The following is an 18,462-nucleotide window of genomic DNA, read 5'->3' as shown; positions in this document are numbered from 1 at the left end:
GGGGAAGAGGTCGCACGTCCGGCAGACGCGCCGGGCCGACGTCGTCGTGGGCGCCCGCCGCGGCTCAGCGGGCCCGGTCGATCGACTCGTTCACCGCCGGGGCCAGGCGTCGCACGCCCTCCACGAGCTTCTCGGCCGCCACGAACGAGTACGCCAGGCGCAGGGTGGAGTGCGTGCCCTCGACGGGGGTGAAGGCCGCCCCCGGCACGAACACCGCGCCCGCCTCGATGCCGCGGTGCATCACCTCGAGGGTGTCCACCCCGGCTGGCAGGGTGGCCCACAGGAAGAAGCCGCCCTGCGGGGTGATGAACTCGACCGCCGGGTCCCAGTGCTCACGCACCGCGTCCACGAGCGCCGCGGCCCGCTCGCGGTACAGCCCGGTCACGTGGCGGACGTGGCCCTGCCAGTCCAGCTGCGTGACGAAGGCGGTGGAGAGCATCTGCGAGTACGTGGACGCGTGGATGTAGGCGGACTCCGCGCACAGGTAGAACTCGCGCTTGAGCGCGGCCGGCACGAGCGCCCAGCCGATGCGCACGCCCGGGGAGAAGATCTTGGACATCGTGCCGAGGTGGACCACGTTGTCCCGGTGGTCGGCGGCGATCGGGGCGACGGGCTCGCCGTCGAACGCGATCTGCCCGTACGGGTTGTCCTCCACGATGAGCACGCCGTGCTTCTCGCAGATCGCGCCCACCTCGGCGCGGCGGCCCGGGGGCAGCAGGGCGCCCGAGGGGTTCGCGAACGAGGGGATCGTGTAGAGGAAGGCCACGCGGCGGCCCTCGGCGGCCAGGCGGGTCAGGGTCTCGTCGAGGGCCGCGGGCACCAGGCCGTGGTCGTCGGTGCCCGTGGCCACGGCCTCGAGCTGCCAGGTGGTGAAGGTGGTCAACGCGCCCACGAACGTGGGGTCCTCCACCACGACGACGTCGCCCGGGTTCGCGAACGCCCGGCAGGCGGTGTCGATCGCGGCCTGCGAGCCGGGGGTGATGACCACGAGGTCGGGATCCGCGTCCGGGATGCCGTCGGCGGCCATCACGGCGGTCGCGGCGGCACGCATCTCCTCGGTGCCCTGGCCCGGGCCGTACTGCAGGGACTCCGTGCCGAACCGGGTCATCAGGTCGGAGGCGATCCGGCCCAGCTCGTCGAGGGGCAGGTCCGCGAGCCACGGGTTCCCGCCCGCGAGCGAGACGAGGTTCGGGTCCATCGCGATGTCGAAGACGTCGCGGACCGCGGACTGCTTCACGCCGACGGCGCGCTGGGACAGGTGATCTCGGAGGTTCCGCACGCTCGGCACCCTATAGCACGGCGCGGCCGGGCCCGAAGGTCCGATGACGGGCGACGACGGCGGGTCGCCCGGTCAGGGGGCGCTCGGCTCCTGGCCGGGGGACCACGTGCCCTGGGTCGGCTCGGCGGGACCCCACGACGACTCCTCGTCCGGCGCCCACGTCTGCTCACCGGATCCGTCGCTCGGCTCCCCACTCGGCGCGGGGTCCCCCTGCGGGACGTCCACGGGCTCGCCGAGGCGGAGCGGCTCGAGCCCCAGCACGTCGTCGAGGTCCCGGCCGTCCACCTCGAGCCGGACCTGTCCCGCTGACGTGAAGGCGGCGGCGGTCGCCTGCAGCTGGGCGCGGATCCGCTCGGCCGTGCACTCGTCCTCCGGCGTCACGGTGCCGGTGAAGGTGAAGATCTCCACGTCGCCCTCGCGGCGGTGCCCGGTCGGGGTGAGGGTCTCGCGCACGTCGAACACGGCGTTCCACAGCGACGGGTCGCCGTGCCAGCCGCGCTCGTCCGCGAACAGGAAGTCCAGGGCGGCGTCCGCCTCGTCCTCGGTGTCCGTCGGCACGGTCTGCACGGGCACCAGCAGGTCGCCGCAGCCGAAGGGCCGGCCGCTCGTCCCCGGGACCGCCTCCGGTTCCGCGACGGCGAGGTAGACCGTCAGCGGCTGATACCCCTCCGTCGCGGGCAGGGGCACGCCGTCGTCGGACGCCGAATCCTCGGCCAGTCCGGGGTCGACCGCGCAGCCGGCCAGCAGGCACGCGGCGGCCACGGCACCCGTGATCCGCAGGGCGCGGGAAGGGGAGGGCGGGCGCATCGGGTACTCCTGGCGGTCGGGGGTCGGCGGCGTCGGACGGACCGACGGCCTCTCCATGCTACGGCCGTCCGTCTCGCCCGCCGCGAGCGGATGTGAGGCCTCCCGCGGGTGGGAAGGGGCCCGCGGGCGGACGGCCGCGGCGGGCTAGGCTGGAGGCCATGCCCGTGAGGAACCGTCGCGCCGCCGCCCTGCCCGCCAAGCTCAGCCGCTCCTGGCTGCTGGTCAACGCGGCCACCCCCGACGCGTTCGCCCCCGCCCTGGCCTCCGAGGCCGACTCCGTCATCTTCGACCTCGAGGCCGCCGTGCCGGAGGAGCAGAAGGACGCGGCCCGCCAGCACGTCGTGGACGCCCTCTCCGGCGGCATGACGGCGTGGGTGCGCATCTCCGCGACCTCCACGGACCACTGGCAGCGGGACCTCGAGGCGCTCGCGGGTCTCGACGGCGTGCGCGGCGTCGTGCTGGCCGAGACCGAGGAGCCGGAGCAGGTCACGTTCACCGCGATGCGTCTGCGCGCCGGCACCCCGGTGATCGCCCTGCTGGAGTCCGCCCTGGGCATCGAGAACGCCACGGCCGTGGCCAAGGCGCCGGGCACGTTCCGTCTCGCCTTCGGCGTGAACGACTTCCGCAAGGACGTCGGCGTCGGCGAGGACCCGCTGGCCATGGCCTACGCCCGCTCCCGCATGGTGATCGCCTCCCGCGTGGGCGGTCTGCCCGGGGCGATCGACGGACCGCCCGGCAACGCGGACGGTGAGGACGCGGTCGTCGACTCCAGCGCCGTCACCGCCTCGATGGGCATGACCGGCCGCCTCGTCCTGAACCGGGATCAGGTGGACTGGGTCAACCGGGCGATGTCCCCGTCCGAGGACGAGCTCGCGTGGGCCCGCGACCTGCTCGAGAAGCATGCTCAGGGCGCCGCCGTCGGCGACGGTTCGTACCTGCCCCGCGTGCTGCGCGCCCAGAAGATCGCGGACCTCGCGGACTCGTACGGGCTCTGGAACGCGTGAGCACGGCCGGGGCGCGCGCATGAGTCCCCGCACCGACGGGTGGCTCCGCCCATGATGGCGTGGATCGACGGGCTGCCGCTGCTGTGGTCCATCGGGTTCTTCTGGATGCTGGCGATCCTGCGCACCCTGATCGTGTTCTCGCTCGGGCGGGGGCTGGCCTCCGGCGTCGAGCGGACCCGCTGGTTCGCCCGCGTGATGGAGGGGCCCGTCTATGTCCGCGCCCAGCGCTTCATCCAGCGCCACGGGGTGTGGGCCATCCCGTTCTGCTACCTCACGGTGGGCATCCAGACGGCGGTGATCGGCTCCGCCGGCGTCGCCCGCATGCCCTGGCGCCGGTTCCTGCCGGCGGCCGCGCTCGGCACGTTCCTGTGGGGCGTGGTGTACGGGACCGTCGGGATGGCCGTGGTGTGGGCCGTCATCGGCGCGGCGCTCGGAGAGGGCCGGGGTGTCCTCGCCCTCGTGCTGATCCTCGCGGCCGTGGCTGCGTTCGTCGTGTGGCGCCGACGCCGCACGCTGCGCCGGCACGGGGCCGGGTGACGTCGTCGTCCGTGACGCGGGCCGGGCTGCGCCGCCGGGGGACTAGAGTTGACCGCGTCTTCGCCCCGGCCAGCCGCCCCGCGGCCGGGGCCGCCACCCCTTCGGAAGGACCACCATGAGCGACGAGCGCGCCCGCAGCTTCTCCGCCTCCACCGCCTCCGCCGCCGACGACGGCGCCCGCGGCACCGGCACGACCCGCGTCAAGCGCGGCCTGGCGGACATGATGAAGGGCGGCGTGATCATGGACGTCGTCAACGCGGAGCAGGCGCGCATCGCCGAGGACGCCGGCGCCGTGGCCGTCATGGCGCTCGAGCGGGTCCCGGCCGACATCCGCGCCCAGGGCGGCGTGGCCCGCATGTCCGACCCCGACCTGATCGACGGCATCGTCGAGGCCGTGTCCATCCCCGTGATGGCCAAGGCGCGCATCGGCCACTTCGTGGAGGCCCAGGTGCTGCAGGCGCTCAAGGTGGACTTCATCGACGAGTCCGAGGTGCTCTCCCCGGCGGACTACGTGAACCACATCGACAAGTGGGACTTCGACGTGCCCTTCGTGTGCGGCGCCACCAACCTCGGCGAGGCCCTGCGCCGCATCACCGAGGGCGCGGCCATGATCCGGTCCAAGGGCGAGGCCGGCACCGGCGACGTCTCCGAGGCCGTGAAGCACATCCGCACCATCCGCAAGGAGATCGCCCAGCTCCAGGGCCTGGCCCAGGATGAGCTGTACGTGGCCGCGAAGGAGCTGCAGGCACCGTACGAGCTGGTGCGCGAGGTCGCCGAGACCGGTGCCCTGCCCGTCGTGATGTTCACCGCCGGCGGCGTGGCCACCCCGGCCGACGCGGCCCTGATGATGCAGATGGGCGCCGACGGCGTGTTCGTGGGCTCCGGCATCTTCAAGTCCGGCAACCCGGCCGAGCGCGCCCGCGCCATCGTCAAGGCCACCGCCCAGTTCGACGACCCGATGGCGGTCGCCGAGGCCTCCCGCGGCCTGGGCGAGGCCATGGTGGGCATCAACGTGGGCGACCTGCCCGCCCCGCACCGCCTGGCCGAGCGCGGCTGGTGAGTCCACAGAAGACCGTCGGCGTGTTCGCCCTCCAGGGCGACGTGCGGGAGCACGCCCACGTGCTCGAGTCCCTCGGCGCGCGCACGCGCCCCGTGCGCCGCCCCGCGGACCTCGAGGGTCTGGACGGCATCGTGCTGCCCGGCGGCGAGTCCTCCGTGATGGACCGCCTCGCCCGGATCATGGGGCTCAAGGACCCGCTCATCGCCGCCCTCCGCGACGGGCTGCCCGCCTACGGCACGTGCGCGGGGCTGATCATGCTGGCCCGCGAGATCCGCAACCCGGCGCCGGATCAGGGCGGGCTCGGCGTGCTGGACGTGGCCGTGCGGCGCAACGCCTTCGGCGCGCAGGTGGACTCGTTCGAGGAGGACCTGGACATCCCCGCGGTCGCGGCGGAGCCGGTGCACGCCGTGTTCATCCGCGCCCCCGCCGTCCTCCAGGCGGGGGAGGGCGTCGAGGTCCTGGCGAGCGTGCCGGCGTCGCGTCTGTCCGTGCCCGCGGCGGACCCGGGGCTCGACGGCGACGCGCGGCTGCCCGTGGCCGTGCGGCAGGGCCACCTGCTCGCCACGGCCTTCCACCCCGAGGTGACCGGCGACTGGTCCTTCCACCGGGCGTTCCTCGCGGGGCTCAGGCCTCCGCGAGCACCTCGGAGGTGAGGCGGACGTCCTTCCGGGGGTCCAGGCCGAGCTCGTCGGCCACGGCCGTGGCGACGGAGGGCAGGGTGAGCACGCCGTCGTGGGCGTTAAGGCCCCCGGCGAAGCCCTCGTCCGCGGCCAGCGCCGCACGCCATCCGAGGTCGGCGATGCGCTTGATGTAGGGCAGCGTCGCGTTGGTCAGGGCCGAGGTGGAGGTCTGCGGCACGGCGCCGGGCATGTTGGAGACGCAGTAGTAGATCTTGTCCCCCACGAGGTACGTCGGATCCTGGTGGGTGGTGGCCCGCGAGTTCTCGAAGCAGCCGCCCTGGTCGATCGCGATGTCCACCAGCACGGAGCCGGGCCGCATGGATTCCACCATCTCGGCGGTCACCAGCTTCGGGGCCGCGGCGCCGGGGATCAGCACGGAGCCGATCACGAGGTCCGCGTCCGCCACGGTCTCGCCGATGTTCAGGTGGGACGAGGCCAGCGTGCGGATCCGACCCTGGTGGACGGCGTCCAGCTGCGCGAGCCGCTCGAGGGAGATGTCCAGGACGGTCACGTCCGCGCCCATGCCCGCGGCGATCACGGCCGCCGCCTCGCCGGCCACCCCTCCGCCGATCACGGCCACCCGGGCGCGGCGGGTGCCGGGCACGCCGCCCATCAGCACGCCCGAGCCGCCCTGCGGCTGGAGGAGGTGGTAGGCGCCCGCGGCGGGGGCCAGGCGGCCGGCCACCTGGCTCATGGGGGCCAGCAGCGGCAGGGAGCGGCCGCGGGTGACCGTCTCGTAGGCGATCGCCGTCGTGCCGGCGTCCAGGATCGCCCGCGTGCACGCGGGGGAGGCGGCCAGGTGCAGATAGGTGAAGAGGACCTGGCCGCGGCGCAGGCGGCCGTACTCCTCCGGCTGGGGCTCCTTGACCTTGAGGACCAGCTCGGCGCGCTGCCAGAGCTCGTCGACGTCATCGACCAGTTCGGCGCCGGCGTCGCGGTAGTCCTGGTCCGAGGCGCCGGAGCCGACGCCGGCCCCCGACTGCACGAGGACCTGGTGGCCCGCGCGCACCAGCTCCTGGACCCCGCCCTGCGTCAGGGCGACACGGAACTCGTTGTTCTTCACTTCGGTGGGCACGGCGACCAACATGCGGCGAATCTAGCCGATCCGGCCCGTTCCGGCGAGGGCGCGGGGGCCGCTGCGCGCTCGCCCGTGCATACGTCACCGCGGTGCCCGTCCCGTCATACTGGTGAGGTGACTCCCGCGCTGATCTCCCTCGTGGCCGTGCTCCTGCTCCTGGTGGGGCTGGTGGGCACCGTGTACCCCGTCCTGCCCGGCTCGCTGCTCAACCTCGTGACGGCTCTCGGGTGGGCCGCGCTGCTGGGTTCCCCCGCGTCCTGGACGTTCGGCGTCATCGCGGCCGGTCTCGCCGTGGCGGGGCTGAGCGCGTCCGCGGTGCTGACCGGCCGACGGCTGCGACGTGAACGCGTCACCCGCGGCCCGATCCTGTGGGGGGTGGCCGGCGCCGCCGTCGGGTTCTTCGTGATCCCGGTGGTGGGTCTGTTCCTCGGCTTCGCCGTCGGCCTGTTCGCCTCCCAGTGGGCCCGCACCCGGGACGCCCGGGCCGCGCTCAGCAGCTCGATCGGCGCGCTCACGGCCATGGGCATGGGCATGCTCGTGGAGTTCTGCTGTGCGCTGGGCTCGCTGACCGCCGTGGGCGTGGGCGCCCTGGTGCACGGCGTCACCGCCTGAACCGCCGGAGCCGTCCGTCCGGCGGGACCCCGCGCGCGCCGGACCCTTCGCCGGCTCAGCCGCCGGCGGGCACCCTGCCGGTCTGGGCGAGGGCGGCGAAGCCGAGGACGTGCTCCCGCAGCTCCTGCGCGGCCGCCCGGCCGTCCCCGGCGGCGGAGGCGGCCAGGATCCGCCGATGGTCGGCCTGCAGGCCGGCGCGCACGGCGGGCCAGTCGGACAGCCCGGCCACGGTCTCGGTCACGTAGCCGATGGTCGCCTGACGCAGGGAGTCCAGCATCATCGCCGTCACGACGTTCCCGCCCAGGGTGGCCAGCCGCACATGGAACTCGGTGTCGAGCAGGTGGAAGTCCTCTTCCGGCAGCGCGGGGTCGTCCATCCGGTCCAGCAGGGTTTCCACCTCGGCCAGGACGGCGACGCTCTCGGGGTCGCCGGAGGTGGCGGCGGCCGCCTGCGCCGCATCGGTCTCGAGGAGCACGCGCGCGGCGACGACGTCGGCCATCGGCAGGGACCGGGTGGCGATGTGCAGGCGCAGCGCCCAGCCCAGCGCCGCGGACGGCTCGGAGACGACGACGGCGCCCGAGTTCGGCCCGGAGCCGGCGCTGGCGCGGATCAGGCCCATGGCCTCGAGTATCCGGGTGGCCTCCCGCACGGACGCCCGGGAGATGCCGAAGCGTTCGGCCAGGGTGCGTTCGCCGGGCAGCTTGTCCCCCACGACCACGGCGCCGGAGCGCAGCTCGGCCTCGAGCCAGTCGAGCACGATGGTGTAGGCGGGGGCAGCGGTCATGGACGGACCTTCCGAGGGGGCGGGGCGGCGACCGTCCATCCTACCGATGGACGCCGCCCCGCTCGGGTGGTGCAGGCGGTCAGCCCGCCGCCGGCAGCATCCACGCCAGCACGTTGGACTGCAGGTACACGAGCGTGCACACCGCCAGCAGGAGCACGAGCGACCACACCACCACGCGGCGCAGGATCTCGGACTCCCGGCCCTCCATGCCGACCGCCGTCGCGGCGATCGCCAGGGACTGCGGGGAGATCATCTTGCCCACGACGCCGCCGGAGGTGTTGGCGGCCACCAGCAGGGCCGGATCGGCGCCGATGTTCGTGGCGGCGGTCTGCTGCAGGGTGGAGAACAGGGCGTTCGCGGAGGTGTCCGAGCCGGTCACGGCGGTGCCGAGCCAGCCGAGCACCGGGGACAGGAACACGAAGGCCGCGCCCAGGCCGGCCACCCACGTGCCCATGGCGACCGTCTGGCCCGAGAAGTTCATGACGTAGGCCAGGGAGAGCACGATCACGATCGTCAGGGCGGACCAGCGCATGCGGGCGAAGCAGCGGCCGATCTCGGCGAGCGCGTTCCCCACCGAGAGCGGGAACCGGCCGTCGTGGTCGAACCGGGAGTAGACCACGGCCATGATCAGGCCGGCGATCAGCAGCAGCGTGCCGGGGGAGGCCAGCCACTCGAACTTGTACACGGTGCTCGCCAGGGGCGCGCCGGAGGCGTCGACGAGGTGCCCGTCGAGCCCGGGCCACGGGATCTTGGCGGTGGCGGAGTTCAGGGCCGCGGTGATCGAGGGGACCAGCTTGGCCAGGGCGAACACGGCCACGACCACGATGTAGGGCAGCACGGCCATGAAGATCCGGCCGGGGGTGAGGTCCTGCGCCGCCGCGCGGGCGGGGGCGTCGAGGCGCTGGCGGGCCTCCTCGGCGCCCCGCGGCCGCCAGAAGCGCAGCAGCAGGACGGCGGCGGCGAGGGAGACCAGGGAGGCCACGACGTCGGTGAGCTCGTAGGAGAAGTAGGTCGAGGCCAGCCAGATGGCGACGGCGAAGCTCGCGCCGATCACGATCAGTGCCGGCCACGTCTGCCGCACGCCGCGCAGCCCGTCGATGATGAACACGAGCAGGAACGGCACGAACACGGCCACGAACGGGGCCTGGTGGCCGACGATCGCGCCGATGTGCGTGGCGGGGATGCCGGTGAGCGTGCCCGCGGTGGTGATGGGGGTGCCCACGGCGCCGAAGGCCACGGGCGCGGTGTTCGCCAGCAGCACGGCGGTGGCCGCCCGCAGCGGGGGCACACCCAGGCCGAGCACCATGGTGGCCGTGATGGCCACGGGGGCGCCGAAGCCGGCGAGGGCCTCGAGCAGGCCGCCGAAGCAGAACGCGATGAGCACGGCCTGGATGCGGATGTCTCCGCCGCCGAGCGAGTCGAAGATCGCGCGCATGTCGTCGAATCGCCCGGAGAGCACGGTGACCTGGTAGAACCACAGCGCCATCACGACGATCCAGACGATCGGGAACAGGCCGAAGGTCGCTCCCTGGGCGGCGGCCAGCGCCGCCAGGTGGGCCGGCATGTGGAAGCCCAGCACGGCCACGAGCAGGGCCACCACGAGCGCGGCGAGCCCCGACTGCCAGGCCTTGAGGCGCAGACCGAGGAGGGTGGCGAAGAACGTCAGCAGGGGCAGGACGCCGAGCGCGGCGGAGAGCGCGACGCTGCCGGCGGCATCGGGGGTGGGGGTGAAGGTGTGCACGGGGGTCTCCCGGTGGGCGAGGGGACGGGGCGGGATCCGGTCGGGCCGGTGATGGTCGGACCACTGTGGTCAGACCAAGGAGCGTACTGTGAGGGCGGTCACCTCGCAAGCAGCTGGCATGATATGGTCTGACCACTACGGCACCCGTGTGCTGCGGCACCGCACGGCGCCCCAGGCGCCCCGTCCGGAACGGAGACCGGCATGAGAATCGCCCTGTTCGCCACGTGCATCGTGGACGCGATGTACCCCAAGGTGGCCCTCGCCACCGTCCGCATCCTCGAGCGGCTCGGCCATGAGGTCGTCTTCCCGCCCGGCCAGGTCTGCTGCTCGCAGATGCACGTCAACAGCGGATACATGGAGGACGCCCTGCCCGTCGTGCGCAACCACGTCCGCACCTTCATGAAGGCCGACTACGACCTCGCCGTCGCCCCCTCCGCCTCCTGCGTGGCCTCGCTCGGCCACCAGCAGCCGGACGTCGCCCGCTCCGGCGGGGACGAGGGTCTGGCCCGCGACGCCGAGGTCGTCGCCTCCCGCACCCTCGAGCTGTCGCAGCTGCTCACGGACGTCCTCGGGGTGACGGACGCCGGGGCCCAGCTCGGCTCCTGGTTCCCGCACACCGTGACCTACCACCCCTCCTGCCACGGCATGCGCCTGCTGCGCCTGGGCTCGCGCCAGGAGGACCTGCTGCGCACCGTCGCGGACATCGACCTGCGACCGCTGCCGGACGCCGAGGAGTGCTGCGGCTTCGGCGGCACCTTCTCCCTGAAGAACCCGGACGTCTCCGCCGCCATCGCGGAGGAGAAGATCGAGAAGGTCACCGCGTCCGGCGCCTCCCTCTGCACGGGCGGCGACGCGTCCTGCCTGCTCCACCTGGACGGGGCCATGCACCGTCGAGAGGCGCGCGGCCAGGACGGCCGCCCGCTGCGCACCGTGCACCTCGCCGAGATCCTCGCGGCCACCCGGGAGAACCCGCTCGAGGTCGACGGCCCCGTCGAACTGTCCATCCCCGCGTCCGCCGGCGCCCGCCGCGGACCGTCCGCCCGTGTTGAGGAGGCCCGCCGATGAGCACCGCACCCACCCGCGTGCGCCTGGGAATGCCCACCGTCCGCCCCGTCCACGGCGAGGGCGAGATCCTGCTGAACACCCCGTTCCCCGAGTCTGCCCGCGAGCAGCTGGGGAACGGCCAGATGCGCGCCAACATCCGCCGGGCCACGCACACCATCCGTGCCAAGCGTGCCGGCGTCGTCGAGGAGCTGCCGGACTGGCAGGAGCTGCGCGCCGCCGGCTCCGCGCTGAAGCAGTCCGTCATGGCGGACCTGCCCGCGCTCCTGGAGCGGCTCGAGTCCGAGGTCACCGCGCGCGGCGGCGTCGTGCACTGGGCCCGGGACGCGGCCGAGGCCAACCGCATCATCACGGAGCTCGTCACCGCCAAGGGCGTGGACGAGGTGATCAAGGTCAAGTCCATGGCCACCCAGGAGATCGGCCTGGACGCCGCGCTCGAGCATGCCGGCGTGGCCGCCGTCGAGACGGACCTGGCCGAGCTCATCGTCCAGCTCGGCCACGACCGGCCCAGCCACATCCTCGTCCCGGCGATCCATCGCAATCGCCGGGAGATCCGGGACATCTTCCTCCGGGAGATGCCGGACACGGACGAGAGCCTCACCTCCGAGCCGGCCGATCTGGCCGAGGCCGCACGCCGGCACCTGCGCGAGAAGTTCCTGAGCACGAAGGTGGCGATCTCCGGGGCGAACTTCGGCGTCGCCGAGACGGGCACGCTCTCCGTCGTCGAGTCGGAGGGCAACGGCCGCATGTGCCTGACCCTGCCGGAGACGCTGATCACCGTGATGGGCATCGAGAAGCTCGTGCCCACCTTCGAGGACCTCGAGGTGTTCCTGCAGCTGCTGCCGCGCTCGTCCACGGGCGAGCGGATGAACCCGTACACCTCCATGTGGACGGGCGTCACCGAGGGCGACGGTCCTCAGGAGTTCCACCTGGTCCTGCTGGACAACGGCCGCTCCGCGGTGCTGTCCGACCCGAAGGGCCGTTCCGCGCTGCACTGCATCCGCTGCTCGGCGTGCATGAACGTGTGCCCCGTGTACGAGCAGACCGGCGGCCACGCCTACGGCTCGGTCTACCCGGGCCCGATCGGCGCGATCCTCTCCCCGCAGCTCACCGGTGTGGACGCGGGGGAGAACGGCACCCTGCCCTACGCCTCCACGCTGTGCGGCGCGTGCTACGACGTCTGCCCCGTGGCCATCGACATCCCCTCGATTCTCATCCACCTCCGGGACGAGGACGTGCAGGCCACCCACGCCGCCCGGAAGGCCCTGCGCACGGAGAAGGACGCCGCTGCCGGCCCCCTGGCCCGCGCCAAGGCGGCGGTGGAGTCCGTCACGCCCTCGCAGATGGACGTGGCGATGAAGGGCGCCTCCGTGGTGATGTCCTCGGGTCGGCGCATGTCGCTGGCCGAGCGGGGCCTGGGGCTGGGCCGGGTCGCGGCCGGGCCGGACCGGGTGCTCGGCTGGCTGCCGGGCATCGCCGGCGGGTGGACCGACGAGCGTGACGTGCCGGCGCCCCCGCGGGAGTCCTTCCGCAACTGGTGGGCCCGCCACAAGGATGAGACCGAGCACCGGACCGCCCTGGACGGCGTCGCCGGGCTGGACCGCCAGGAGGACGAGCACGTCGAGGAGGACGGACGATGAGCGAGGCGAAGGCCGAGATCCTGCGGCGCATCCGCGAGGCGACGGCGGACGGGCCGGTCGCGGACCCGGTGCAGCGCACCTACCGGCGGACCTCCTCCCGGGACCGGGCCGAGGTGGTGGAGATGCTGCGCGATCGGCTGATCGACTACCGGGCCTCCGTGCGGGACGAGACCGAGGAGACGGTGGCCGCGGCCATCGCCGAGCTGCTCGGCCCGGACGCCCGGTACGTGGTGCCGGCCGGCCTGGAGCCGGACTGGCTCCCCACGGACTCCCGCGGGGCAGGCCGGGAGCGCATCACGGAGCCCGCGGTGGGCCACACGGGGGAGCGGGCCGCGGTCCGCGGCGCCCACGACGGCGAGCGCGAGCCCCTCAGCGTGGACGCGCTGAACGAGGTGGACGCGGTGGTGACGTCCTCGACGGTCTCCTGCGCGGAGACCGGGACGATCTTCCTCAGCGGCCGCCCGGACGAGGGCCGCCGGGCGATCACCCTGGTCCCGGACCACCACGTGTGCATCGTGCCGCTGGACTCCGTGGTGGAGCTCTTCCCGGAGGCGCTGGCCCGCGTGGAGGCGACGGCGCCGATCACCATGATCTCCGGTCCCTCGGCCACGAGCGACATCGAGCTCGAGCGCGTCGAAGGCGTGCACGGGCCGCGCCGCCTGGACGTGATCCTGCTCGACCGCGCTCGCTGACGCGGGCGCGGTATAGCAGGGGATCGAGCGGGTCAGGCCCCCTCGACGACGGCGCCGCCGGCGCGGCCCGTCTCGAGGTGGGCCTGACGCTCCCGCACGCCGCCGTACAGGGCGACGAACAGCAGCGCGAGACCGGCGGTCACGAGCAAGTGTTCGAGCCCGGCGATGCCCGGGATGGCGGCCGAGGTCTCGGCGGGCGTCAGGCGGAAGACCGTGTCGAGGGCGAGGACCACCAGGGTCACGGGCCGCCCCCGGCGGAGGCCTCAGATGATCGAGCGGCCCTCGCGGCGGGCCGCGGCCCAGTCGGCGACGAAGCCGCGGGCGATCGCGACGAGGACGGCCAGCACGAGGACGGGCCACATCAGGACGTACAGGGTGAGACCGACGGTCATGCGGATGCTCCTTGTGAGTCGGTGGACGGGGGATCAGGACACGGGGGCCGAGGCGCGCTCGACCTGCGGCAGGTCCTCGGTCGCGGGGTCGAAGTCGCCGGTCACGCGCGCGATCCGGTCGAAGTCGAAGTCCTGCCCGGAGCGGACGGACAGCCCCCAGCACACGAGGAAGGACACGGCGTAGGCCACGAGCGAGCCCGTGAGGGTGGCGTAGTCCCGCAGGAAGCCGTAGCCGAGGAACAGCATCACGACCGAGGCGATCGCGCCGACCACGACCGCCGGACGCAGGCCGAAGAAGCCGAAGCACATGATGCCCAGCACGACGCCCACGCCGAGGATCGCGAGGGTCTCCACCACGAACGCCCAGACTCCCTCGATCGGGATCCACTCGAAGCGCACGGGCAGGAACACGGCCAGCGCGGCGAGCACGGACACCGTGAACGCGGCGTTGGTGATCCTGCCCCAGTAGAAGGACGCGATCACGGGGAACACGAGGCAGCCCCACAGGGCGCCCACGAAGACCAGCAGGTCGAGGATGTCGAACTTGGCGGTGGCGAAGTACAGGGCCGCCGCCGTCGCCACGATCATGGTGATGCGGCCGATCAGCAGCATGGTCTTCGGGTCGGCGTTCTTGCGGCCGACCGACTGGCCGTAGACGTCCGTCATCACGATCGACGAGAGGGCGGACAGGTCCGAGTCGGCGGTGGAGGACAGCGAGCCGATGATCATCAGGAACGCCAGGGCCACGAGCGCCAGCGGCAGGTGGTCGGCGACCATCTGCGGCAGGAGGTTGTTGACGTCGCCGTCGAGCGGCTCGACGCCCAGGTAGAGCGCCATGACGCCGAGCATGCCGACGCCGATCACGGTGCCGCCGTAGCCGAGGGTGGCCGTGACGAAGGTGGGCTTGATGAGGTCCTCACGCACGGCGAAGAGGCGCTGGGCGATGGTCTGGTTGCCGATCGCGTAGGCCAGCACGGCGGCGATGTACGGCGCCCCCTGGTTCATGAACGCCTCGGAGGAGAAGAAGCTCTGCTGCTGGGCCGTGACGTGGCCGGCCTCGACGCCGGCCTGGAACATGCCCGGGCCGCCCGCGGCGAAGAACACGGCGGGGATGATGATGACGGTCGCGCCGAGCATGGCCATCACCTGGGCGAAGTCGGTGAGCACGGAGGCGCGGAAGCCGGACCACAGGGTGTACAGCAGCACGCCCGCGGCCACGATCAGGATGCCCGCGCCGAAGGACAGCGGGGACAGCAGGGAGATCAGGGCGCCGCCGGCGATGAAGTTGGAGGTCAGGGAGATGACGGAGCCGAGCACGTTGGAACCGGCCAGCATGAGCTGCGACGAGCGGCCGTGCCGGGCGTACATCACCTCGGCGAGGGTGTGGGCGCGCGGCGCGACCGCGCGGATGCGGCGGCCGAACGGGTAGATGAACAGGATCATCAGGGCGCCCCAGAGGCCGTAGTGGAGGGGGCCGGAGACGCCGTACGTGTAGCCGGCGGTCACGGAGGCGTACATGGAGGCGGCCCAGATCCAGGTGGCCGTCATGGAGGCGGCGGACACGCCGAAGCCGATCTGATTGCCGGCCGTCATGTAGGCGTCGGCGTTCTCCTTCTTCTTGGAGATGGCCACGGACATGATCATGGTCCCGCCGTAGAACAGCGCGACGAGCAGGATCACCCCGATCACGCCGAGCTGGGTCAGGGATGCTGCGTCCTGGGAGGGCGGCATCGGACTTCCTTTCGCACGAGTGACTGTGGACGTCCCGGTCCCCCGGCGCGGTCCGGTCAGGGCACGGCTCCGCAGGGCGGAGGGTGGCGTACCGATCACGTCGCGGCCAGGGGGCCGGGGAGGTGGAGGGCATCCCGCCGGGTCCCGAGTCCACGAACGGCGAGCTCTCTGCTCAAGCCATCGCGGTCCCTCGGCCCTGGGCGGCGCTGTCAACACCGGCATCCTGGCGGAACGAGCCCACCCGGATGGCGCGATCATCACATGATCGGCGCAGAAATGGCAAAAACATAGAGCCTTTTCAGCAGGGCGGGGACCATGAGTGCCCGGCGCAGAAGCCGGACAGAATGGGCGGATGACCGTTCCTTCCGGCTCCCCGGCCGCTCCCTCCGCCCCCGCTTCCCCACGACGGCGCCGCGCCCTGGCGGCGGCGCTGGCCGTCGCCGTCGCGGTGCAGCTGGTGGTGCTGTACCTGCCGGGCGAGCAGGTGCCGGAGGCCGGGTTCACCGTGCCGGGACTGGACAAGGCGATCCACGTGGCCGTGTTCGCGCTGCCCGCGTTCCTCGCCGTGTGGCGGGGGCGGAGCGCGTGGTGGGCGCTGCCGTTCGCGGTGCACGCGCCGGTGAGCGAGCTCGTGCAGCACGCGTGGGTGCCGCTGCGGACGGGGGACCCGGTGGACGTCGTCGCGGACCTGGCGGGTGTGGTGCTCGGCGTGCTCGCCGCGTGGAGTCGCCGGATTGGAGGATCGGGGGCGGCGGGCGTATGATGTTCGGGTGCGCTCCCGCGGGAGGGCATGACCTGGGGCTATAGCTCAGTTGGTAGAGCGTTTCGTTCGCAATGAAAAGGTCAGGGGTTCAATTCCCCTTAGCTCCACGGGCCGTCCCGGTCCGCGATCCTCGAGGTCGCGGGCCGGGACTTTCTCGTGACGGGGGCGTGTGCGCCTGCCCTGCCCTCACCCCCGGGAGGGGGGCCGGCGCTTCCGGGGGGACCCGCCGGGTGTCTACAGTGCCGGGGTACGTCAGCGCGGACGTGATGCGGTCGTGTCACCGCAGGTCAGTCGCGCTTCTGCCGCCCCGCACGGGGCCGTTCGGCCCGGCCCGGGCCGGGAAGGGGACGCCGATGCGCATCAGCGTGCTCACCCACATGCTCCACCCCATTCGTTCGCCCTACGAGGGCGGGCTGGAGATGCACACGGCCATGACCGTGGAGCACCTCGTGCGCCGGGGCCACGACGTCACCGTCTACGCGCGGGAGGGCACCCGGCTGCCGGGCGACGTCGTCGCCGTGCTGCCCGCCGAGGGCGCCGGCCCGGGCCGCGCGGGCGCCCGCGTGCGCGAGGAGGCCGCCCGCCGGGCCTGCGCGCTGATCCTCGACGACGACTCCGACGCCGTCCTGAACAACTCCCTCTCCCCGGCGCCGCTCGAGCTGCTGCGCGCCCGCCCCATGGTCACCGTCCTGCACACGCCGGCCACGCTGGCGGAGGTGCTGGCCGTCGTCGACGCCCCGGACTGGACGGCCCCCCACCACCACCGGTGGGCCTCGGTGTCCGCGTCGAACGCGCTGGCCTGGCAGCACCGGCTGCCCCGGGTGGACGTGGTGCCCAACGGGATCGAGCTGCACCACTGGGTCTCCGACGCCGTCCCCGTGCGTGGCCGCGCCGTGTGGTCGGGCCGGATCACGGCGGAGAAGGGCCTGCACGTGGCGATCGACGCCGCCCGGATCGCGGGCATGGAGCTGCACTTCGCCGGGCCGATCTCGGACGAGGAGTACCACGCCCGCGAGGTCGTGCCGCGGCTCGGCCCGGACACCGTCTACCACGGCCACCTCGACCACCACGCGCTGCCGCACATGCTCGCCACGGGCGAGGTCTTCCTGGCCACGCCCCTGTGGGCCGAGCCGTTCGGGCTCGCCGTGGTGGAGGCCATGGCGCTCGGCGTGCCGGTGGCCGCGCTGCTCAGCGGCGCGATGGGGGAGATCGTCGCCCCGCAGGCCGGCGCACTGGCCGTGCACCACACGGCGCAGGAGCTCGCGGTCTCGATCCGTCACGCCCGCCGCAAGGACCGGGGACGCGTGCGCGCGTGGGCCTGCCGGTTCAGCGCGGAGACCATGGTGGAGGGCTACGTGGACCTGCTCGAGCAGGCCGCCGAGGACGCCCGTGACCTCGCCGCCGCCGAGGACGCGTACGGGTTCGACCCGCAGGGGGTCCCGCGCCCGTCCGCCGATGCGGCGGACCTGGAGTCCCTCTGATGGCTCCGGCCCGCAGGCGGGTCCTCTACTACGCCCACCAGCACGGGGCGGGGCACCTGCGGCACGCCGCCGGCCTGGCGTCGACCGGGGCGTTCGACGTGACGGTCGTGACCGCCCACCCCCGGGCGGCCGAACTGCTGCCCGCGGACGTCCCCGTCATCCCGCTGCCCTCGGACCTCGTGCCCGGCCACCAGCAGCCGGCCCGCTCACCCCTGCACTGGTCCCCGGTGGGGACCGAGATCCGGGCGCGCTTCGACGCCCTCCACGCGGCGGCGCAACGGGTGGACCCGGACGTGTGCGTGGTGGACGTGTCCGTGGAGGCGGCCCTGTTCCTGCGCCTGGCGGGCTGGCCCGTGCTGCACCGCCGCATGCACGGCGAGCGCACCGACCCCGCGCACGCCCTCGTCTACGCCGAGGCCGACGGCCTCTTCGCCCACTACGCCGCCGAGCTCGAGGTCCCCGCCTGGCGCGCCGTCCACGCGGACCGGGTCACCTACCTCGGGGTCGCGGACGTCACCGGCCGGCTCGGCACCCGCGCCACGACGACGGCGTCCGCGGGCGGCGCCCCGCGCGTCGCCGTGATCGCCGGGACAGGCGGCGGCGGGGTGCGGGCCGCGGACCTGGCCCGGGCGGCATCCGCCGTGCCGGAGGCGACGTGGGAGGTGTACGGCCCGATCGCCGGGGTGGGCGATCCGGAGGCGCCGGGCGGGCTCGCGGCGGAGGCGATGCCCGCCACCGTGACGCTGCACGGCTGGGTCCAGGCGCCGGCCCGCCGGGCCGCGGACGCCGACGTCGTGGTGGTCTCGGCCGGGCACAACGCCGTGGTGGACGCCGCCCGCTCCGGCCGCCCTGTGGTGCTCGCCCCCGAGCCGCGGCCGTTCGACGAGCAGCGCGTGTTCGTCCGCGAGATCCACCGGGCCGCGGGTGTGCCGTGGTGCGCGTGGGAGGACCCGGACGCGGACTGGGCCGGCGCGGTGCGCGGCGCCCTCGCGGACCCGGCCGCCGCCGACCGGCTCGCGGGCCTGCTGCTCGTGGCGCCGGGCGAGTACCGGCGGCGCTGGGAGGCGGCGATCGAGGGTGCCCTGGGCTGAGTCCGGCACGCCCCCGGCGCCTCGCCCC

Annotated in this window: 19 protein-coding genes and 1 tRNA gene; 12 read left to right on the top strand and 8 right to left on the bottom strand. The window is 73.6% G+C overall.

The features are described from left to right. Positions 1 to 64: 64 nt before the first annotated feature. Both CITRIK5_RS08460 and CITRIK5_RS08455 read right to left on the bottom strand, forming a co-directional pair. Entirely contained in the window at positions 65 to 1,279 is a 1,215-nt protein-coding gene (locus CITRIK5_RS08460) for a PLP-dependent aminotransferase family protein (RefSeq protein WP_134377408.1), read from the bottom strand. A 72-nt stretch (positions 1,280 to 1,351) separates the two neighbouring features. Continuing rightward, positions 1,352 to 2,086: a hypothetical protein gene (locus CITRIK5_RS08455; protein ID WP_159833532.1), complete on the bottom strand. Its 735-nt coding sequence runs from the start codon at positions 2,084 to 2,086 to the stop codon at positions 1,352 to 1,354. Positions 2,087 to 2,244: 158 nt separating this feature from the next. On the opposite strand from CITRIK5_RS08455, the gene CITRIK5_RS08450 reads away from it, so the two are divergent. From CITRIK5_RS08450 to pdxT, 4 genes are all read left to right on the top strand, one after another. Further along, complete coding sequence (locus CITRIK5_RS08450) at positions 2,245 to 3,090, top strand: CoA ester lyase (RefSeq protein WP_113914326.1); 846 nt, start codon at positions 2,245 to 2,247, stop codon at positions 3,088 to 3,090. Between the two features lie 51 nt (positions 3,091 to 3,141). Then, complete coding sequence (locus CITRIK5_RS08445) at positions 3,142 to 3,627, top strand: DedA family protein (RefSeq protein ID WP_041102620.1); 486 nt, start codon at positions 3,142 to 3,144, stop codon at positions 3,625 to 3,627. 115 nt (positions 3,628 to 3,742) lie between these two features. After that, positions 3,743 to 4,687 (top strand): pyridoxal 5'-phosphate synthase lyase subunit PdxS, encoded by a 945-nt coding sequence (gene pdxS, locus CITRIK5_RS08440; protein WP_036313496.1) that lies wholly within the window; start codon positions 3,743 to 3,745, stop codon positions 4,685 to 4,687. After that, positions 4,684 to 5,340 carry a pyridoxal 5'-phosphate synthase glutaminase subunit PdxT gene (gene pdxT / locus CITRIK5_RS08435; protein ID WP_201294450.1) on the top strand — a complete coding sequence of 219 codons (657 nt, stop codon included), beginning with the start codon at positions 4,684 to 4,686 and terminating at the stop codon, positions 5,338 to 5,340. The genes pdxS and pdxT overlap by 4 nt, the downstream gene beginning before the upstream one ends. Here the strand turns inward: pdxT and ald are convergent. After that, a complete protein-coding gene (gene ald, locus CITRIK5_RS08430; RefSeq protein ID WP_159833530.1) occupies positions 5,312 to 6,454 on the bottom strand; it encodes an alanine dehydrogenase in 1,143 nt (380 codons plus the stop codon). The genes pdxT and ald overlap by 29 nt on opposite strands. Before the next feature lie 105 nt (positions 6,455 to 6,559). Between ald and CITRIK5_RS08425 the strand changes: the two genes are divergently transcribed. Then, the gene (locus CITRIK5_RS08425) at positions 6,560 to 7,057 is read left to right on the top strand and encodes a DUF456 domain-containing protein (RefSeq protein WP_036339666.1); all 498 of its coding nucleotides are present in this window, start codon (positions 6,560 to 6,562) and stop codon (positions 7,055 to 7,057) included. A 55-nt stretch (positions 7,058 to 7,112) separates the two neighbouring features. Here CITRIK5_RS08425 and CITRIK5_RS08420 read toward each other — a convergent pair whose 3' ends face one another. Beyond that, the gene (locus CITRIK5_RS08420; protein ID WP_159833528.1) at positions 7,113 to 7,841 is read right to left on the bottom strand and encodes a FadR/GntR family transcriptional regulator; all 729 of its coding nucleotides are present in this window, start codon (positions 7,839 to 7,841) and stop codon (positions 7,113 to 7,115) included. A 79-nt stretch (positions 7,842 to 7,920) separates the two neighbouring features. Continuing rightward, on the bottom strand, positions 7,921 to 9,582 hold the full coding sequence (locus CITRIK5_RS08415) for an L-lactate permease (protein WP_020628227.1): 1,662 nt from the start codon (positions 9,580 to 9,582) through the stop codon (positions 7,921 to 7,923). A gap of 201 nt (positions 9,583 to 9,783) precedes the next feature. Here CITRIK5_RS08415 and CITRIK5_RS08410 point away from each other — a divergent pair, with 201 nt between their 5' ends. Genes CITRIK5_RS08410 through CITRIK5_RS08400 form a run of 3 tightly spaced genes read left to right on the top strand, consistent with a single transcriptional unit; the run spans position 9,784 to position 12,976 of the window. Further along, the gene (locus CITRIK5_RS08410; protein ID WP_036339657.1) at positions 9,784 to 10,647 is read left to right on the top strand and encodes a (Fe-S)-binding protein; all 864 of its coding nucleotides are present in this window, start codon (positions 9,784 to 9,786) and stop codon (positions 10,645 to 10,647) included. Beyond that, positions 10,644 to 12,284, top strand: a complete 1,641-nt coding sequence (locus CITRIK5_RS08405) for a LutB/LldF family L-lactate oxidation iron-sulfur protein (RefSeq protein ID WP_060974161.1) — start codon at positions 10,644 to 10,646, stop codon at positions 12,282 to 12,284. The genes CITRIK5_RS08410 and CITRIK5_RS08405 overlap by 4 nt, the downstream gene beginning before the upstream one ends. Next, on the top strand, positions 12,281 to 12,976 hold the full coding sequence (locus CITRIK5_RS08400; protein ID WP_020624126.1) for an LUD domain-containing protein: 696 nt from the start codon (positions 12,281 to 12,283) through the stop codon (positions 12,974 to 12,976). The genes CITRIK5_RS08405 and CITRIK5_RS08400 overlap by 4 nt, the downstream gene beginning before the upstream one ends. A 32-nt stretch (positions 12,977 to 13,008) precedes the next feature. On the opposite strand, the gene CITRIK5_RS08395 is transcribed toward CITRIK5_RS08400, so the two are convergent. Genes CITRIK5_RS08395 through CITRIK5_RS08390 form a run of 3 tightly spaced genes read right to left on the bottom strand, consistent with a single transcriptional unit; the run spans position 13,009 to position 15,099 of the window. Beyond that, complete coding sequence (locus CITRIK5_RS08395) at positions 13,009 to 13,218, bottom strand: hypothetical protein (RefSeq protein WP_020624127.1); 210 nt, start codon at positions 13,216 to 13,218, stop codon at positions 13,009 to 13,011. A gap of 21 nt (positions 13,219 to 13,239) precedes the next feature. Then, positions 13,240 to 13,368 (bottom strand): putative transporter small subunit, encoded by a 129-nt coding sequence (locus CITRIK5_RS12220; protein ID WP_036339645.1) that lies wholly within the window; start codon positions 13,366 to 13,368, stop codon positions 13,240 to 13,242. A gap of 33 nt (positions 13,369 to 13,401) precedes the next feature. Further along, positions 13,402 to 15,099: a sodium:solute symporter family protein gene (locus CITRIK5_RS08390; RefSeq protein ID WP_159833526.1), complete on the bottom strand. Its 1,698-nt coding sequence runs from the start codon at positions 15,097 to 15,099 to the stop codon at positions 13,402 to 13,404. Between the two features lie 352 nt (positions 15,100 to 15,451). On the opposite strand from CITRIK5_RS08390, the gene CITRIK5_RS08385 reads away from it, so the two are divergent. From CITRIK5_RS08385 to CITRIK5_RS08370, 4 genes are all read left to right on the top strand, one after another. Then, positions 15,452 to 15,862 (top strand): VanZ family protein, encoded by a 411-nt coding sequence (locus tag CITRIK5_RS08385; protein ID WP_101967614.1) that lies wholly within the window; start codon positions 15,452 to 15,454, stop codon positions 15,860 to 15,862. Between the two features lie 34 nt (positions 15,863 to 15,896). After that, positions 15,897 to 15,969, top strand: a tRNA-Ala gene (locus CITRIK5_RS08380). Between the two features lie 246 nt (positions 15,970 to 16,215). Next, a complete protein-coding gene (locus CITRIK5_RS08375; RefSeq protein ID WP_044658799.1) occupies positions 16,216 to 17,343 on the top strand; it encodes a glycosyltransferase in 1,128 nt (375 codons plus the stop codon). Next, positions 17,343 to 18,434: a glycosyl transferase gene (locus tag CITRIK5_RS08370; RefSeq protein WP_101967613.1), complete on the top strand. Its 1,092-nt coding sequence runs from the start codon at positions 17,343 to 17,345 to the stop codon at positions 18,432 to 18,434. Before CITRIK5_RS08375 ends, CITRIK5_RS08370 begins: the two co-directional genes overlap by 1 nt. The last annotated feature ends 28 nt before the right edge of the window (positions 18,435 to 18,462 follow it).

It is taken from the genome of Micrococcus sp. 116 (assembly GCF_902506395.1).
In the GTDB taxonomy this organism is placed as follows: domain Bacteria; phylum Actinomycetota; class Actinomycetes; order Actinomycetales; family Micrococcaceae; genus Micrococcus; species Micrococcus luteus.
Note: the sequence above shows the minus strand (reverse complement) of the source record. Positions and strands in the feature narration are given on the sequence as shown.

Coding starts and splice junctions, on each gene's coding strand:
- CITRIK5_RS08455 (WP_159833532.1), bottom strand. CDS start 2,086: ATGCGCCCGCCCTCCCCTTCCCGCGCCCTGCGGATCACGGGTGCCGTG.
- CITRIK5_RS08450 (WP_113914326.1), top strand. CDS start 2,245: ATGCCCGTGAGGAACCGTCGCGCCGCCGCCCTGCCCGCCAAGCTCAGC.
- CITRIK5_RS08445 (WP_041102620.1), top strand. CDS start 3,142: ATGATGGCGTGGATCGACGGGCTGCCGCTGCTGTGGTCCATCGGGTTC.
- pdxS (WP_036313496.1), top strand. CDS start 3,743: ATGAGCGACGAGCGCGCCCGCAGCTTCTCCGCCTCCACCGCCTCCGCC.
- ald (WP_159833530.1), bottom strand. CDS start 6,454: ATGTTGGTCGCCGTGCCCACCGAAGTGAAGAACAACGAGTTCCGTGTC.
- CITRIK5_RS08420 (WP_159833528.1), bottom strand. CDS start 7,841: ATGACCGCTGCCCCCGCCTACACCATCGTGCTCGACTGGCTCGAGGCC.
- CITRIK5_RS08410 (WP_036339657.1), top strand. CDS start 9,784: ATGAGAATCGCCCTGTTCGCCACGTGCATCGTGGACGCGATGTACCCC.
- CITRIK5_RS08405 (WP_060974161.1), top strand. CDS start 10,644: ATGAGCACCGCACCCACCCGCGTGCGCCTGGGAATGCCCACCGTCCGC.
- CITRIK5_RS08400 (WP_020624126.1), top strand. CDS start 12,281: ATGAGCGAGGCGAAGGCCGAGATCCTGCGGCGCATCCGCGAGGCGACG.
- CITRIK5_RS12220 (WP_036339645.1), bottom strand. CDS start 13,368: ATGACCGTCGGTCTCACCCTGTACGTCCTGATGTGGCCCGTCCTCGTG.
- CITRIK5_RS08390 (WP_159833526.1), bottom strand. CDS start 15,099: ATGCCGCCCTCCCAGGACGCAGCATCCCTGACCCAGCTCGGCGTGATC.
- CITRIK5_RS08385 (WP_101967614.1), top strand. CDS start 15,452: ATGACCGTTCCTTCCGGCTCCCCGGCCGCTCCCTCCGCCCCCGCTTCC.
- CITRIK5_RS08375 (WP_044658799.1), top strand. CDS start 16,216: ATGCGCATCAGCGTGCTCACCCACATGCTCCACCCCATTCGTTCGCCC.
- CITRIK5_RS08370 (WP_101967613.1), top strand. CDS start 17,343: ATGGCTCCGGCCCGCAGGCGGGTCCTCTACTACGCCCACCAGCACGGG.